This window comes from Methylobacter tundripaludum, assembly GCF_002934365.1.
Lineage (GTDB): Bacteria > Pseudomonadota > Gammaproteobacteria > Methylococcales > Methylomonadaceae > Methylobacter_A > Methylobacter_A tundripaludum_A.
In genome coordinates this window covers 33,812-48,298 of the sequence record NZ_PTIY01000017.1, presented here as the reverse complement: position 1 = coordinate 48,298, position 14,487 = coordinate 33,812, and the positions used below count along the sequence as shown (strand labels likewise).

Annotated in this window: 12 protein-coding genes; 7 read left to right on the top strand and 5 right to left on the bottom strand. The window is 48.0% G+C overall.

Annotation, left to right across the window (positions count from 1 at the left end):
* The first annotated feature begins 2 nt into the window (after window positions 1-2).
* Window positions 3-1,022, top strand: a complete 1,020-nt coding sequence (locus B0F88_RS16675) for a hypothetical protein (RefSeq protein ID WP_104425075.1) — start codon at window positions 3-5, stop codon at window positions 1,020-1,022.
* 37 nt (window positions 1,023-1,059) lie between these two features.
* Here B0F88_RS16675 and B0F88_RS16670 read toward each other — a convergent pair whose 3' ends face one another.
* Together B0F88_RS16670 and B0F88_RS16665 are read right to left on the bottom strand one after the other, a co-directional pair.
* Window positions 1,060-2,064, bottom strand: coding sequence for a class I SAM-dependent methyltransferase (locus B0F88_RS16670; protein ID WP_104425074.1), 1,005 nt, complete (start codon window positions 2,062-2,064; stop codon window positions 1,060-1,062).
* A gap of 163 nt (window positions 2,065-2,227) precedes the next feature.
* Entirely contained in the window at window positions 2,228-3,238 is a 1,011-nt protein-coding gene (locus B0F88_RS16665; protein ID WP_104425073.1) for a class I SAM-dependent methyltransferase, read from the bottom strand.
* A 208-nt stretch (window positions 3,239-3,446) separates the two neighbouring features.
* On the opposite strand from B0F88_RS16665, the gene B0F88_RS16660 reads away from it, so the two are divergent.
* Window positions 3,447-4,481: a phytanoyl-CoA dioxygenase family protein gene (locus tag B0F88_RS16660; RefSeq protein ID WP_104425072.1), complete on the top strand. Its 1,035-nt coding sequence runs from the start codon at window positions 3,447-3,449 to the stop codon at window positions 4,479-4,481.
* Between the two features lie 59 nt (window positions 4,482-4,540).
* On the opposite strand, the gene B0F88_RS16655 is transcribed toward B0F88_RS16660, so the two are convergent.
* Entirely contained in the window at window positions 4,541-5,890 is a 1,350-nt protein-coding gene (locus tag B0F88_RS16655) for a PfaD family polyunsaturated fatty acid/polyketide biosynthesis protein (protein WP_104425071.1), read from the bottom strand.
* A 146-nt stretch (window positions 5,891-6,036) separates the two neighbouring features.
* On the opposite strand from B0F88_RS16655, the gene B0F88_RS16650 reads away from it, so the two are divergent.
* From B0F88_RS16650 to B0F88_RS16635, 3 genes are all read left to right on the top strand, one after another.
* Window positions 6,037-6,546, top strand: coding sequence for a YcjF family protein (locus B0F88_RS16650; protein WP_181049938.1), 510 nt, complete (start codon window positions 6,037-6,039; stop codon window positions 6,544-6,546).
* A 277-nt stretch (window positions 6,547-6,823) separates the two neighbouring features.
* The gene (locus tag B0F88_RS16640) at window positions 6,824-8,455 is read left to right on the top strand and encodes a cyclic peptide export ABC transporter (RefSeq protein WP_181049937.1); all 1,632 of its coding nucleotides are present in this window, start codon (window positions 6,824-6,826) and stop codon (window positions 8,453-8,455) included.
* A 3-nt stretch (window positions 8,456-8,458) separates the two neighbouring features.
* Window positions 8,459-9,382: a prohibitin family protein gene (locus B0F88_RS16635; protein WP_104425067.1), complete on the top strand. Its 924-nt coding sequence runs from the start codon at window positions 8,459-8,461 to the stop codon at window positions 9,380-9,382.
* Window positions 9,383-9,390: 8 nt separating this feature from the next.
* Here B0F88_RS16635 and B0F88_RS16630 read toward each other — a convergent pair whose 3' ends face one another.
* Window positions 9,391-10,395, bottom strand: coding sequence for an acyltransferase domain-containing protein (locus B0F88_RS16630; RefSeq protein WP_104425066.1), 1,005 nt, complete (start codon window positions 10,393-10,395; stop codon window positions 9,391-9,393).
* 186 nt (window positions 10,396-10,581) lie between these two features.
* On the opposite strand from B0F88_RS16630, the gene fabD reads away from it, so the two are divergent.
* Together fabD and B0F88_RS16620 are read left to right on the top strand one after the other, a co-directional pair.
* Window positions 10,582-11,730 (top strand): ACP S-malonyltransferase, encoded by a 1,149-nt coding sequence (gene fabD, locus B0F88_RS16625; RefSeq protein ID WP_104425065.1) that lies wholly within the window; start codon window positions 10,582-10,584, stop codon window positions 11,728-11,730.
* Between the two features lie 84 nt (window positions 11,731-11,814).
* On the top strand, window positions 11,815-12,636 hold the full coding sequence (locus B0F88_RS16620; RefSeq protein WP_104425064.1) for an SDR family oxidoreductase: 822 nt from the start codon (window positions 11,815-11,817) through the stop codon (window positions 12,634-12,636).
* On the opposite strand, the gene B0F88_RS16615 is transcribed toward B0F88_RS16620, so the two are convergent.
* Window positions 12,633-14,453: a flavin-containing monooxygenase gene (locus tag B0F88_RS16615; RefSeq protein WP_104425063.1), complete on the bottom strand. Its 1,821-nt coding sequence runs from the start codon at window positions 14,451-14,453 to the stop codon at window positions 12,633-12,635. The genes B0F88_RS16620 and B0F88_RS16615 overlap by 4 nt on opposite strands.
* Window positions 14,454-14,487 lie beyond the last annotated feature (34 nt).

Below are 14,487 nucleotides of genomic sequence, written 5' to 3'. Positions count from 1 at the left end.
CAATGCACAATATTCTGAAAGAAAATTATTTTAACGAATACTATTCCAGCGGATTCGTGGAAACAAACTTATCGTTACCCGATGAACTGGTGGATGAAATCAAGCAACACTATCTAACAAAAGCGGAAGGCCATAACGACTTTCCGAAATTTTTCGTTAATAACGAGCATCAGGTCTATATGGAAGGCCGGGCATTAGGCCTTTTTTTTAATACCTTCCCCAATATCGCCAAAAAAATGGTGAAAAAACTTTATGACAAGACCTATAGAAAAGCCGTCTACGGTGAGCAGGCTTATATAGAAAAAGTTTTAAAATACCTGTTGGAAAACGACTTTCAGCGATTCTTTAAAACCCGTTACATAGTCGCTTCTTACGATATGTACCTGCGTAACGACTATCTGCGTTCAGCAGCCGGCATACATACCGACTTTCCCAACTTCCATCATTTTTATGAAACCGAAAATGACATTACCATATACATACCCCTGGTCGATCTCGATGATGAAAACGGCGGCCGGATTCAGGTGCTGCCGGAAAGCAAATTAAAAGTTCCCGGCAACATATTGCTGAAATTCCTATACCAGTATTTTTCAGTAGACAGCAGCAACCTGGACGAAGACGGCTATGTAGACCCTGACAAAATCAGCCCCGCAGCCACTGCCGCTTTTGTCAGGAGCAAGCCGCATCAGGATCTGATGAATCTGTATAAAAGCGTTATCGGTCTGGCTAAAAGCCACTACGCCGACGACTTTCTAATGACTACCGAAACCAAAGGCAAGGTGCTGCTGTGGAACAACAAAAATTTCCATGCCGCCGAACGCTGGAAGAACGAGCAGATAGACCGGGAAGTCTATGTCGTCAGGATGTTCCCGATATACGACGTCAATATCAAATTAAAAAGAAACCTTCACGGCAATCTGTTCAACAACTTCCTGCTGGATACCGAAAAGGGAGAAATCCACCGCTACGATCATCAGATTGACCTCAGCCAAATTCCTGCCGAGGCCAAATTGGAATTATGAAAGCAGGCTGATTACCGGGAACAATGAAGCTCAATCATCATTTTTGTGCGCTGACAAAAAGGCACAGCCCGGTGATTGAGTTCAAGTGATAATAAGTCCACAAGATTTCAGTCAGCTGGACAATATTCAGATTGCCGTTATAAAACTCTTCGTGAATCTTGTTTACGGTATGCAGGAAATGCGCGCCCCAAACCTCTCTGCTGACATCATTGATGATAATATTGCTAAAACCGACCTCGGATAACAGCTCCCGGTATTCATCTACCGTTTCTATATGATTTTCAGGACTTGGAAACACAGCGTGCTGCACCAGTCTTTCCCTGGATGTGAACAGCGTATCGGATAAAACCAGGCGCCCTCCGGGCTTGAGAATCCGATACGCATCTTCAAGAAATTTCCTTCGGGTTTCAAAATGAAATGCCGCTTCGATGCACAGAATATTGTCGAAAAAATTATCGTCAAACTTCATGTCAACTGCATTCATAACCTGGGCATTGCATCCCGGCGCATTCTTTCGAACTGATTCCAGCTGTTTTTCCGATATATTGATCGCCCAGACATTCTCGGCCGGATAATGATTCAACAAACGACGCGTTGACGCCCCCATACCGCAAGCCACATCCAGTATGCGCCCTGATTTTTCCGGTATAAAATCAAGCAAGGCGTCTTGCAGCCGCTCGGACGCGCTGTTCTGCGTGGTCGTCGTTTCATCCCAGTAACCGATATTCCTATACTCGGTTCCGCCAAGCAAAATACCCATGATGCCGTCGCGGCTGTAAAACGCCTGGTCATAATAATTATTAATCTGACTCGCCAGGCTGTCCTTGTCGCAACTGCTTTCGGCTAAACTCGGATCGGCATCCTTGCGGCGTGCAAACTCGACATCATCAGGCGACTGACCGACGACTTCCGTCTCAAATGTAAAATTCTTGACCAGCTTGGCTATATCATCCGGCACATAGCCGATCAAATCGATCTGCGCGGAAATACTGTCGAATAATCGTTTTTTTAGCAGCTCTTTCAAGTCATACTGATCAGTCATCGTTCATCCTTTGTTAATTACTTATAAAACAGATTGTCAAAACCAAAAAATTATTGTTTCCAGCACAACACTCAGTAATGCTAGTGAATTGCCTATTTCTCTATTCAAAATATAGTTAAAATCGCCCGCTATCGAATATTACAAAACAATGAAATAATCTAAATTATTTTTGCGCACTAATAAACAAACAAGCACCCATTACAGCGTTTGCGTTGTAATAATTCCACAATGTTTCAGTTAACTCGATAATACCAATGTCACCTGAATAAAATTTTTCATGAATCCTGTTAACTGCCCGCAAAAAATGAGCCCCCCAGACATCTTTGCTCTTATCAATAATAACGATAGAGCTAAATCCGGCATCCGAAAGTAACTCATAATATTTTTCGACAGTTTCAATATGATTCTCAGGACCATGGTACATAGGGAGCTGTGCCAATCTTGCTCTAGAGGTCAAAAGAATATCCGACAAAACCAGATAACCACCTGGTTTTAACACGCGAAAAGACTCTTCAAGAAATTTCTGCCGGGTTTCGAAGTGCATTGCAGCCTCAATACACAAAATACTGTCAAAAAAATCATTATCAAATCCCATGTCAACGGCATTCATAACCTGAGCATTGCAACCGGGTGCATTGCTTCGGGTTGATTCAATCTGTTTTTCCGATATATTGATCGCCCAAATATTCTCAGCCGGGTAATGATTCAGCAAACGGCGCGTTGAAGCCCCCATTCCGCAAGCCACGTCGAGTATTCGCCCTGATTTTTCAGGTATAAAATCGAGCAAAGCATCCTGTAATCTTTCAGATGCTTGGTCCTGGGAAAGAGTGGCCTCGTCCCAGTATCCTATGTTTCTATATTGGGTATCTTGATAAAGACGCCCCATCATCCCGTCGCAATCATAAAATACTTGGTCATAATGACCATTAACCAGTTCGGCAAGTTTTTCCTTATCGGGCTGATTGCTAGCAACGATTGCTCCATTTTCAAATAATCCGGCCTCAAGTTCCACATCATTTGATGCCCGATCAGCATGTTTCGTTTCAAATGTGAAATCTTTAACCAGCTTGGTTATATCATCCGGCACATAACCGATCAAATCTATCTGTGCGGAAATACTGTCGAATAATCGTTTTTTTAGCAGTTCTTTCAGGTCGGTTTGATTTGCGGTCATTATTAAAAGCCTGGTTGGAAAACAACGGCTGATTTATTTTTAATAAGCCGTATTAATTTTATTTGATATTCGGTAAAACGCTGACATACTCACAACTACACCGAACAAAGTCAAGCTGCGCTGAACGACATAAACCGAAACCCTAGCCATATATAAAAGCGTTGATGCATAATACCGGCATGACGCCACGATAAACAAGGAGATAAATATGCAAAGCATTCTGAATACGCAATATTTTAATGAATACTTTACCAACGGTTTCATTGACACCGGTGTTTCCCTGCCCGACGGGCTGCTTGAGGACATGAAAAATCATTATAAAAATGTCGCTGAAGTCCGCAACGACTATCCTCAGTATTTCACTAAAAACGAACACCAAGCTTATCTTGAAGGAAAAATCACCGGTTCTTTGTTCTCCCTGCTCCCCGGACTGGCCAACAAGATGGTCACAAAGCTGTACAGTAAGTCCTACAACAAAGCCATTCATCTTGAGCAAACCTTTATTGAAAAGGTGTGTTCGCATTTATTGCAGCAGAATTGCCAACGTTTTTTTAAGACCCGGTTTATTGTCGCGTCCTACGATATTTACCTGGGTAACGACCATAATCATCGGTCATTCATAGACATCCATTCCGACATACCGAATTTTCATCACTTTTATGAAACCGAGAACGATATAACGGTATACATCCCGCTTATTGACGTTAACGAAGATAACGGCGGTCGCTTAGCCATTCTGCCGGAGTCCAAATGCAAATTAAAAGTTCCGGGAAATGTGCTATTGAGGTTATTCGAGGATGCATTTTTAAATATCCCGGCCTATCTTGATGAAAACGGCTATATCGACAGCGATAAAATCGACGCCACGGCAATGAAGAATTTTATCAATGGCGCACCCTATAAGGCATTAATGGAGAATTACAAAATCAGTACAAACTTTGTCAGAGATTATTATGCCGACAAGTTTATAAAAAATGACTGGCAAGCAGGCCAAGTTGTTTTATTTAACAACAAAACCTTCCATGCCGCCGAGACTTGGCGTAACCCCGACTATAACCGGGAAATCTATATGATCCGGTTGCTCCCGATCTACGACGCCAAAATTCAATTGAAAAAGACCTTGCACGGCAGCCAATTCAACAAGTATCTGATCGACACGCAAACCGGCAGCATTCAGCTTTATCAAGACAGCGTGGATTTAAGCAAAATTCCGCAACAGGAAAAGCTAAAACTCAGGGCTTAAACACCGGCGACCCATGTCTGAAAATTCCGCAGGCATGGCACAACATAATGGGATAAACGCTACAAAAATATCTGTAACCGCCGGTTCATATAGTCGGCAGACGCCTGCATCAGGTGTTCGCCAATGGCATCGACATGACGATTCCGCCAATCCTCAAGCGATGTACCCTGAACCCATTGGTTAAATGCGCCCAGAGCCGGGCCGGTGTGCACCTGATAATCCACACGCTGTTCGCTGCCGCCTTCCAGGGCAAGACGCATGGTGTGGACAAAGTACCAGCGAAAAATCAACGCCATCATAACCTTTGGGCTGCGTTCCGCTTTTTCAATTTCTTCGGGAAACTGCTGCTGGTAATAGCCTTTTGTTTCCTGATACACCTCGTCAAAACTGCGCCTGAAGTATTTATCCTGTATTTCCTTACGGACCGGGGCGTCGATAAGATCCAGCGAACCGTAATTTCGCCAAAGATCGTAAAGCTTATTGGCCCTGGCAGGAAAAAAAACGCCTTTCTTCATCACCTGAATCTTTGCGCCCAGTTCAAACATGTCTCCGGCCGGAGCATAAGCGGTATCCTGAATGTTTATCCCTTGAAGCATGTCCTTGACCCTATCGCTGGTTCCTGCCTCCACGGTGCACTGGTTAATCGAGCCGGTGACAATAAAATCAGCGCCCAACATAAACGCGCATGCGGCCGACTCAGGGGTACCGATGCCTCCGGCAGCACCTACCCTCACCGGTTTCCGATACTGATATTGTTGTTGCAGACCGTCCCGCAAACGGATAATGGTCGGCAGTAGAACCGAGGCAACGCCCATATCGGTATGTCCACCGGAATCCGATTCCACGCAGACATCCGAAGCGACCGGCAACCGCCCGGATAAGGCCGCCTCCTGTTCCGAAATCCGGCCTTCTTCGAGCAGACGACTGACGATCTGTTCCGGCGCCGGAGCCAGAAAAAGCTGCGCCACCTCGGGCCGTGAAACTTTGGCGATCACCCTGTTCGGGACAATCAAACATCCCTGAGCGTCAGTACTTACCCCCTTCAACCTATACTTGACCAGCGCCGGCGTAATCTGCATATAGGCGGATGCTTCGATATTATGTACGCCGTAACGCAGAAACAGATCCACCGTATCCATTTCCTGTTTCGGCCGGGACAGGTCGGATAACAAATTCATTCCGTAGGCCTCTCCGCGACACAAAACCTGCTGGATATGCGCAATTGCCGCTTCAACCACTTGCAACGACATGCCGCCGGTACCGTAAAAACCGAGATAACCGGCCTGGCCCATGCGAATCACCAGCTCTTTGGAAGCAATAGCTTTGGCCATTGCACCCGCCACATAGGCATAACGCAGACCGTAATCCTGTTTAAATTGCTCGGAACCTAATTTTTCAACTGTAATCATGGCACTACATTTATCTGGTTTTTGATTGCAGGTCAATCGGGAAAAAATTTTAAAACAATAAATTCGACTACACCAAAAACAACCTTGATGCCGCACAATCATTATGCTAGTCTCTGCGAAACAATAACAAACAAGGAGACACTATCGTGACAACTAAACAACCAGCCGAATCAAACGCAGTACAATCTGAAGACACCGAAACTTCCCGCGAGAAGGCCGCCAATCTTGTTATCAGCAAATACACCGGCTGGGCGGCAGGATCCGGGGCTATTCCATTCCCTTTCTGGGACGTGGCGGCCATTGCAGCCATTGAAATAAAAATGGTCAATGAGTTGTTGGATATCTACGAGAAACCTTTTTCCGAATCGAAAACCCGCTCAATTCTCACCATTCTGATCGGCAGCCTTTCGCCTCAACTGCTGGTCGGAGCAACTGCCGTCACACTGTTCAAGGTAGTACCGGGCATTGGTTCTGTGCTGGCGTCGTTGAGCATGCCCATGCTTGCAGCAGCATCCGCCTATGCCGTTGGCAAAGTCATGGTCAATCACCTGAAAAATGGCGGCGACCTGTCTAATTTTGACCCCAAAGCTAAAATAGATGATTTCAAAGCTGCTTTTGACGAAGGCAAGAAAAAAGCCGATCCAGCGGCGACATAAATCCTAGTTGCATTCAAAACCTTTCAGGAGCGTTGTCGTTTAATAACGAGACCCAAAGATGCCATTTTTTTATTTTTTAATGTACCTGCTTTTATGCATGGTTATCGGCCTGGCCGGAAGGAAACAGCCGTTAGGTTTTAACGGCCTGTTTCTGCTTTCTTTCTTCCTGTCCCCGGTCGTCGGAATTATTCTGCTTATTTTGCTTTCGACTTTTAAGGCCGAACATTCACAATCGAAATAAATCTTTACCGGACAGCAAAATACAAACTTCAACCCAGTGAATCTAGTTCATACTTTTCTGAATGAAACCGATGCCCCAAAGGGGAAAATCGCGTTTTATTCAATCCTGGCCGGACTAAGCAACGTTTTACTTCTGGCAATCCTCAACACCTCTGCAGAACACGCATCGAACAGTGAATTCAGACTGATAGGCGTGGCTTTTTTTGCGGTTTGCCTGCTCATTTACATACTCTCCCAAAAGTATGTGTGGCGGACGGGAACAGAGCTTGGCGAAAGCCTGATAGAGGCTATCCGCATTCGGATCTTTAATAAAATCTCCGGCTGTAATTTTGAAAACCTTGAAAAAATAGGCCAGGCGGAACTGTATACCGCCATTAACCAGCACACCTATACCCTGTCGCTGTCTTCATTGCCGATTATTGTCTCGCTACAAAGCCTGGTCATCATCACATTTACCACGCTGTATCTGGCCTATCTCTCACTGGCGGCATTTTGCCTGACTTTAGTATTTATTCTGATCGCCGCCTGGATGTCTTACAAAAGAAGCCAGAAAACCAATAAAGTTCTTGATATTGCGATTGCAAGCGAGCAAAACGTCTACTATTCGCTATCCGACTTACTCGAAGGTTTTAAGGAAATAAAGCTGAACCACGACCGCGAACAGGACTTGCTCCGTTCCGCCGGTGTTCTGGCCGGACGGGCCAAGGACAACCGGATTCGCGCCAATCTGGATATGGCGATCAACTTTATCGCTATACAGAGTTCGTTTTATTTTTTAATGGCGGTACTGGTTTTCCTGGTTCCCCAACTGAGCATTGCCGCCTACCCTGACACGGTTATTAAGATCGTCACCGCCGGACTGTTTTTAATGGGGCCGGTAAGCAATGTTTTCGCCTGGATGCCGACTTTTACCAATGCAGAAAAATCCTTATCGTTGATTTTCAAGACGGAAGCATTACTGGACAAGCATCAGGAGCTGTTAAAAAAAGACTGCGTCCTGTTCCCTGCATTTGAAAAGCTGTCGCTACAAAAAATCCGTCATCAATATCGCGACGAGTTCGACGCTGTCAATTTTTCAACCGGTCCGATCGATTTACACGTCCGGCATAATGAAATCCTGTTCCTTACCGGCGGCAACGGCTCCGGCAAATCCACGCTGATCAAACTTTTGCTCGGACTGTATCAACCCTGCGACGGACAAATACGCCTTAACGATACGCTGATCTCGGCAGCCAACATCTTCGCCTACCGCAACATGTTTACCGCGATTCTTGCCGATTACCACCTGTTCTCACGCACCTACGGTATTCATGAAATCGATCAACAGCGCGTCGATGACTTGCTCAAGCGCATGGGCTTAAAAGAAAAAACCGGCTTGATCAATGGCGAGTTCGACACCCTTAACCTGTCCACCGGACAGAAAAAGCGTCTGGCGCTGATCATTTCGATACTCGAAGACAGACCGGTGATGGTTTTTGACGAATGGGCCGCGGACCAGGATCCCCAATTTCGCAAGATTTTTTACCATGAAATCCTGCCCGAACTAAAAGCTAACGGTAAAACCATTATTGCCGTTACTCACGATGAAAAATACTTCGACTGCTGCGACCGGCACTTCCATATGGAAGAAGGCTTGATCGCCGAAGTAACCCATTCCAGGAAAAAATAAACCATGTTTAACAAAATAACTAACTGGCTTGAAACTCATCGTCTTGAAATAGCAATCGCGCTGCTCTTAGCCGCACTGCTGTTTCTATCCGCCCTGCCCATGATGCTGATCAGCATCGATTCAGGATATAAAGGCGTTCTGTGGCGCCGTTTTTTCGGCGGCACAGAAATGGAGCGCAGCTACGGGGAAGGCACGACGCTGATCTTCCCGTGGGACAAAATGACAATCTATGACACACGACAACAAAGGGAAACCGTTGTGTTCAACACCATCAGCAAAAACGGCCTTAGCGTCCTGGTTGAAGCATCCATTCGTTTTCGCCCCTTAGAAAACTATCTGCCCGAACTGCACCGATATATCGGCCCGGACTATATCAATATATTGTTGATACCGGAAATGGGCAGCCATGTGCGTAACGTTATCGGTCAATATGAACCGGAAGAACTCTACTCCGTGAAGCGAACATTGATCGAAGAGCAAATTCAACAAAGCATCAAAAACGGACTCGGCACCTCAAACACAAATGAATCAGCCGGCCACTATATCTTCGTTGATGAAATTTTAATTCGCGACATCACGCTTCCTGAAACCGTGCGTAATTCGATTGAACAGAAAGAACAGGCCAAACAGGTCGCGTTAGCCTATGAATTCAGGCTGCTGGCCGAAGAAAAGGAAAAGCTGCGCAAAAAGATTGAAGCCGAAGGCATCCGCGACTTCCAGAGCACCATTACCGACGGCATATCCCAAAAATACCTGACTTGGCAAGGCATCAATGCAACGGTCGAGCTGGCAAAATCAAATAACTCCAAAGTCGTTGTCATCGGCTCCGGTAAAAGCGGCCTGCCGATCATACTGGGCAGCGACTATACTGCCGGGCCGGCGGATAAAGCGGATAAATCCGACAAGGCTGACGCGAATAAACAATAGACGCCGGATCAGGCCAGCATCGGCAATCTCCCCCGAATCGCCTTGATATTTTCATTGTCATTACCAAACGGCGTCATAATCGGCATAACCCGGTTATGTAGGCTTGCCGGCAGGTTGTATTTTGTAAACGTCGCCATATTCCCGGACGGCCCTATATCCAGATAAACCGCCTGCGGATTGTTGCGCTGGAATTCAGCCAACGCCTGCCTAAATTCAATCGGTTGCCGTATCACACGCCACCAGTACGCCGGCGAAAACCTTTCCTCCACTTCATCTCCGCCCGTTGACGCAGCACAGGAAACAACCGGTATTTTGGCGGAACGATAAACGCTGCCCGCAAACATCGTGCTAAAGGTATCCTTAGCCGCCTCTACCAACGATGAATGAAAAGCCACGGAAACCGGCAAAAGCTGATGAGGAATATCCTGCCGCCTGAGTTGCCCTGCAATTTGCAGGATTTTGCTTCTGAACCCGGACACGACAAAACACCTGTCAAAATTAACCCCGGCCAGTTCGCAACCGTCTGAAAACGCAGGGTTGGTTTGAAAAGTATCGACATCATCGATAACGGCCAGCATCGCGCCGCCGCTGCAATGCGAATCGAATAACCGGGCCTGCTTGATAATATCAAACAGCATGACCTCGACATCGGCGACATCCGCCAACGCAGCCGCCACAAACTCGCCCAGACTCGCGCCGAACAGATAATCCGGTGCCGGCAAATTCTCGGCCAGAAGCGTTTGAGCCAGCGAGTACTGCACCATAAAAAGCGCCGGGTGCGTATACAAGATCTGTTCAAAAGGCTGGCTTAGAGACTGCTTTTCGTCATACAGCATTTCAACGATCGACTGCCCGACATAATTGGCGGCAAGCTGATCCAGCCTGTCCATCCAGAACCTGAACGCCTCGTTCGTGTTATAAAGCGCGCTACCCATCTGGAAATACTGGGCGCCTTGCCCGGAAAACATCCAGACGATAGGCTTTAATTGTTCAGTTCGAGTATCCTCAGTCATTTATCACCTGTTTCAGACATCCAATGGCGCAACGATGACTCTACTCATCCCTGGCAAACCGGAAATAACGACAGTGTACGCAAATCGCAGGCACGGCGACAACCTATAGTTAGATTCAGAATTAATTGTTATACTCGATTAAACGCTGCACCTGCTTGTTACCCCAATTAATGGTCACATAAAAAAATGAAAACTTACCTGTTTCCCGGCCAAGGCTCGCAACATATCGGTATGGGCGAAAACCTGTTCGATACATTCCCTGACATGACTGCAACAGCGGATGCAATTCTGGGCTATTCCATCAAGGAGCTTTGCCTTCAAGACCCGAACCGGCAACTGGGCCGGACACAATACACCCAGCCCGCACTCTATGTTGTCAACGCCCTCGCCTACAGGCAGCAGCTAAAAGACAACGGCGAACACCCGGACTTTGTCGCAGGCCACAGCCTCGGTGAATATAACGCGCTGGAAAGCGCCGGTGTAATCCGCTTTGAAGACGGCCTTAAACTGGTCAAAAAACGCGGCGAACTGATGAGTACAGCGCCTAAAGGCGCGATGGCGGCGATCATCGGCCTGACCTCAGACAAAATCAGCGACATATTAGCCGATAACGGACTCACGTCCATCGACATCGCCAACTATAACGCCCCCACCCAAACCATCATATCCGGGCTGGAAGCGGATATTCAAAATGCGCAAACCTATTTCGAACAGGAACAGGCCATGTTTATCCCGCTGAATGTCAGCGGCGCATTTCATTCCCGCTATATGCAACCGGTACAGAACGAATTCAGCCAGTTTCTGGACAGTTTCACTTTTGCTGCGCCGAAAATCCCGGTCATTGCCAATATCCACGCCCTGCCCTATCAAGCCGACAGCATCGCCCGGAATCTGGCGGATCAATTGACCCACTCAGTGCGCTGGCTGGACAGCATGCACTATCTGCTGCAACAAGGCGACATGGAGTTTCTTGAGCTTGGCCCCGGCGACGTGCTGAGCAAACTGATCAGAAGCATCAAAAGCCAGTTCAAACCGAATACCGTAGCGCAAAGCAGCCAACCCAGCCCTGCGCCGAAATCCGCCGACAACCAAACCACTACCCAGCCCGATAGAAAACAAGACTTAAAAACGCCGCAACAACGGGTAATCGACTGGAACCGGTCATACCCCATCGGCACACAGGTTAACGCAAAAGGCTACGACGAAATACTGACAACCAAAACCCAGGCTGTGATCCTGTTCGGACACCGCGCCGCCATCTACATGCAAGGCTATAACGGCTATTTTGCGCTGGATGAGGTCGAGCCGGTCAAGCATGCCGCCACGCCTGCATAACCCGATACAACTGACGATTTTTATTGTTCTTCCTCTTTCCAGCCAATAACACAACTGCACACTCAATTTCAGGACTCTAAGTAAATGTCGAGAGTAAAAGACAAAATTGCGCTCATTACCGGCGGAAGCCGCGGGATTGGCGCCGGAACGGCCAGACTGCTGGCCAGTGAAGGCGCTTTCGTCATTATCGTCGATATTCTTGACGATCTGGGACAGGCTGTGGCGGAGAGTATCGGTAGCCAAGCCTGCTATTACCATCTGGATGTTTCCCGTGAAGCGGATTGGCAGGCGGTTTGCGACGTCATCCGCCAACAGCATGGACGTTTGGACATCCTGTTTAACAATGCCGGGATTTCCGGCTTCGAGGAAGAATTCGGCCAGCGACCGCAGGATGTCGAGCACATGTCGCTCGAAGACTGGCATACGATACATGCCGTCAACATGGACGGCGTATTTTTAGGCTGTAAATACGGCATTCAATTAATGAAAGCGCAGGGAGGCTCCATCATTAATATGTCGTCACGCTCCGGCATGGTCGGCATGGCGCAAACGGCGGCCTATTGCTCAAGCAAAGGCGCGGTGCGTAATTTAACCAAAAGCGTGGCGATTTATTGCGCCCAATACGGCTATAAAATCCGCTGCAATTCGCTGCATCCAGGCGCGATCTATACCCCTATCTGGGACAGTGTCATGGGCGACACGCCGGAACAAAGAGCGGAAACGCTGAATTTTATCAAAAGGGGCATTCCGCTGAACGAAATGGGAACGCCGCTTGATGTCGCCTACAATGTTTTATATCTGGCTTCCGACGAGTCCCGGTATGTAACCGGCTCGGAAATGGTGCTCGATGGCGGCATTATGGCGGGCAGCACTGCCACATTGCAGCATACGGATGAAAAAAACTAGGATTGCCCACCGGTTAAACAAACACCTTCCATATCCCCCTTTTTCCGCCAATCTGCCAATATTTGGAAAAACGCCTCCGAGCCGCCGCCATAAAAACCGGCTATTTTGGCGGTTTTACCCTCGCCGGGTTTGCCTTCGTTATTGTAATAACCGGGGGTGCATTCCTGATAATATTTCATACCGGCGGCCGCAAAACTGTTGATGACATCAACCCATTGATCCTCCGCTTCTTGGTTCACTTCAACGGCCTGCATGTTTTGCTTTTTTACCTCGCCGAGGATGTAGGCGATATGGGCGCTTTGCTCATAGAGCATATGCGTGTAGTTGGCGGTATACCCGCCTTGGGTCATGCCCAGAAAAAAACAATTCGGAAAATGACGGGTCTGAAGACCATGCAGCGTGCGCATGCCGTCTGCCCATTTCTCGGTCAGCGTCAAACCGTCCCGCCCATAGACTTCAAAGCCTGATCGTCTGGGATAAGCGGTTCCCACCTCAAAACCCGTGGCGAAAACCAGGCAATCCAGATCATAACTCTGATCGCCGACAATGGCCGCTGTTTCGGTAAGTTGCGCCACGCCTTTGCCCTGGGTATCCACCAGCTTGACATTCGGACGGTTAAAAACCTGAAGATACTCGTCATTAAAACAGGGGCGTTTGCAAAATAAGCGGTACCACGGTTTAAGCGCGGCGGCTGTTTCGGGGTCGGTTACGATACTGTCGATACGCGCCCTGACCTGTTCCATCTGTTCAAAATCAAGCATTTCGGACAGTTTTTCCATGTCTTCCGCAGCCGGCTGTTCCCGATAAAGATGTTCGGGGAGCTTGCTTAAGTTACGCATGATGTTAGTCAAACCGTCATTAACCTGGTCCTCGTCCTGGCCGATGCCGGAGGTAACCCGGTTAAAATTTTGCATGCGCGCCTGCTGCCAGCCCGGACTCAACGTTGTCGCCCATTCAGAGTCGGTGGCTTTATTATCGCGCACGAGGACCGAAGAAGGCGTGCGCTGGAAAACATACAATTGCCCGGCGGATGCTGCAAGATAGGGAATGCACTGAATGCTGGTGGCCCCCGTTCCGATGATGCCGACCCGTTTATCATGCAGTTTGTCCAGCTTGCCGCAGGCATCGCCGCCCGTATAGCCATAGTCCCAGCGGCTGGTATGAAACATCTTGCCTTGAAAAGTCTCAATACCCGCTATACCGGGCAATTTAGGCTGGCTGAGCGGACCGTCAGCGAGACAGATAAAGCGCGCTTTCATGCTATCCCCACGGTCAGTCGAGACGATCCAGCGTAATAAGGCCTCGTTCCAGCGCAGCTCGGTCACTGAGGTATGAAAACAGGCCTTATCATAAAGCCGGTAATGTTCAGCAATGGCGCAGGAGTGGGCAAAAATTTCCGGCGCATTGCTGTATTTCTGTTTGGGGATATAGCCGATTTCTTCAAGCAACGGCAGGTAAATATAGGATTCAATATCGCATTGCGCACCCGGATAACGATTCCAGTACCACGTACCGCCAAAATCGCCGCCGCGCTCGACAATGCGGACATCCTCAATGCCCGCCTCCTTCAGCCGGGCCGCCGCCAACAAGCCGCTAAAGCCGCCGCCGACAATCAATACCTCCACTTCATCATGCAGCGGTTCACGCGCCTGAACCGGCGTATAAGGATCTTCCTGAAAACGGGCGTACCGGCCGTCTATTTTTATATATTGCTCGTTACCTTCCTGACGCAGGCGTTTATCCCGTTCTTCGCGGTACTTCGACCGCAATTCATCGGGATTAAATCGCGGCTGTTTTGCTTCTTGGTTATTTTTCATCGGTAAACTCGCCAAACGGATAACTCTTAAGCTA

Excerpts from the sequence above, each read along its gene's own strand:
- B0F88_RS16675 (WP_104425075.1), top strand. The coding sequence starts at position 3 with ATGCACAATATTCTGAAAGAAAATTATTTTAACGAATACTATTCCAGC.
- B0F88_RS16670 (WP_104425074.1), bottom strand. The coding sequence starts at position 2,064 with ATGACTGATCAGTATGACTTGAAAGAGCTGCTAAAAAAACGATTATTC.
- B0F88_RS16665 (WP_104425073.1), bottom strand. The coding sequence starts at position 3,238 with ATGACCGCAAATCAAACCGACCTGAAAGAACTGCTAAAAAAACGATTA.
- B0F88_RS16660 (WP_104425072.1), top strand. The coding sequence starts at position 3,447 with ATGCAAAGCATTCTGAATACGCAATATTTTAATGAATACTTTACCAAC.
- B0F88_RS16655 (WP_104425071.1), bottom strand. The coding sequence starts at position 5,890 with ATGATTACAGTTGAAAAATTAGGTTCCGAGCAATTTAAACAGGATTAC.
- B0F88_RS16635 (WP_104425067.1), top strand. The coding sequence starts at position 8,459 with ATGTTTAACAAAATAACTAACTGGCTTGAAACTCATCGTCTTGAAATA.
- B0F88_RS16630 (WP_104425066.1), bottom strand. The coding sequence starts at position 10,395 with ATGACTGAGGATACTCGAACTGAACAATTAAAGCCTATCGTCTGGATG.
- fabD (WP_104425065.1), top strand. The coding sequence starts at position 10,582 with ATGAAAACTTACCTGTTTCCCGGCCAAGGCTCGCAACATATCGGTATG.
- B0F88_RS16620 (WP_104425064.1), top strand. The coding sequence starts at position 11,815 with ATGTCGAGAGTAAAAGACAAAATTGCGCTCATTACCGGCGGAAGCCGC.
- B0F88_RS16615 (WP_104425063.1), bottom strand. The coding sequence starts at position 14,453 with ATGAAAAATAACCAAGAAGCAAAACAGCCGCGATTTAATCCCGATGAA.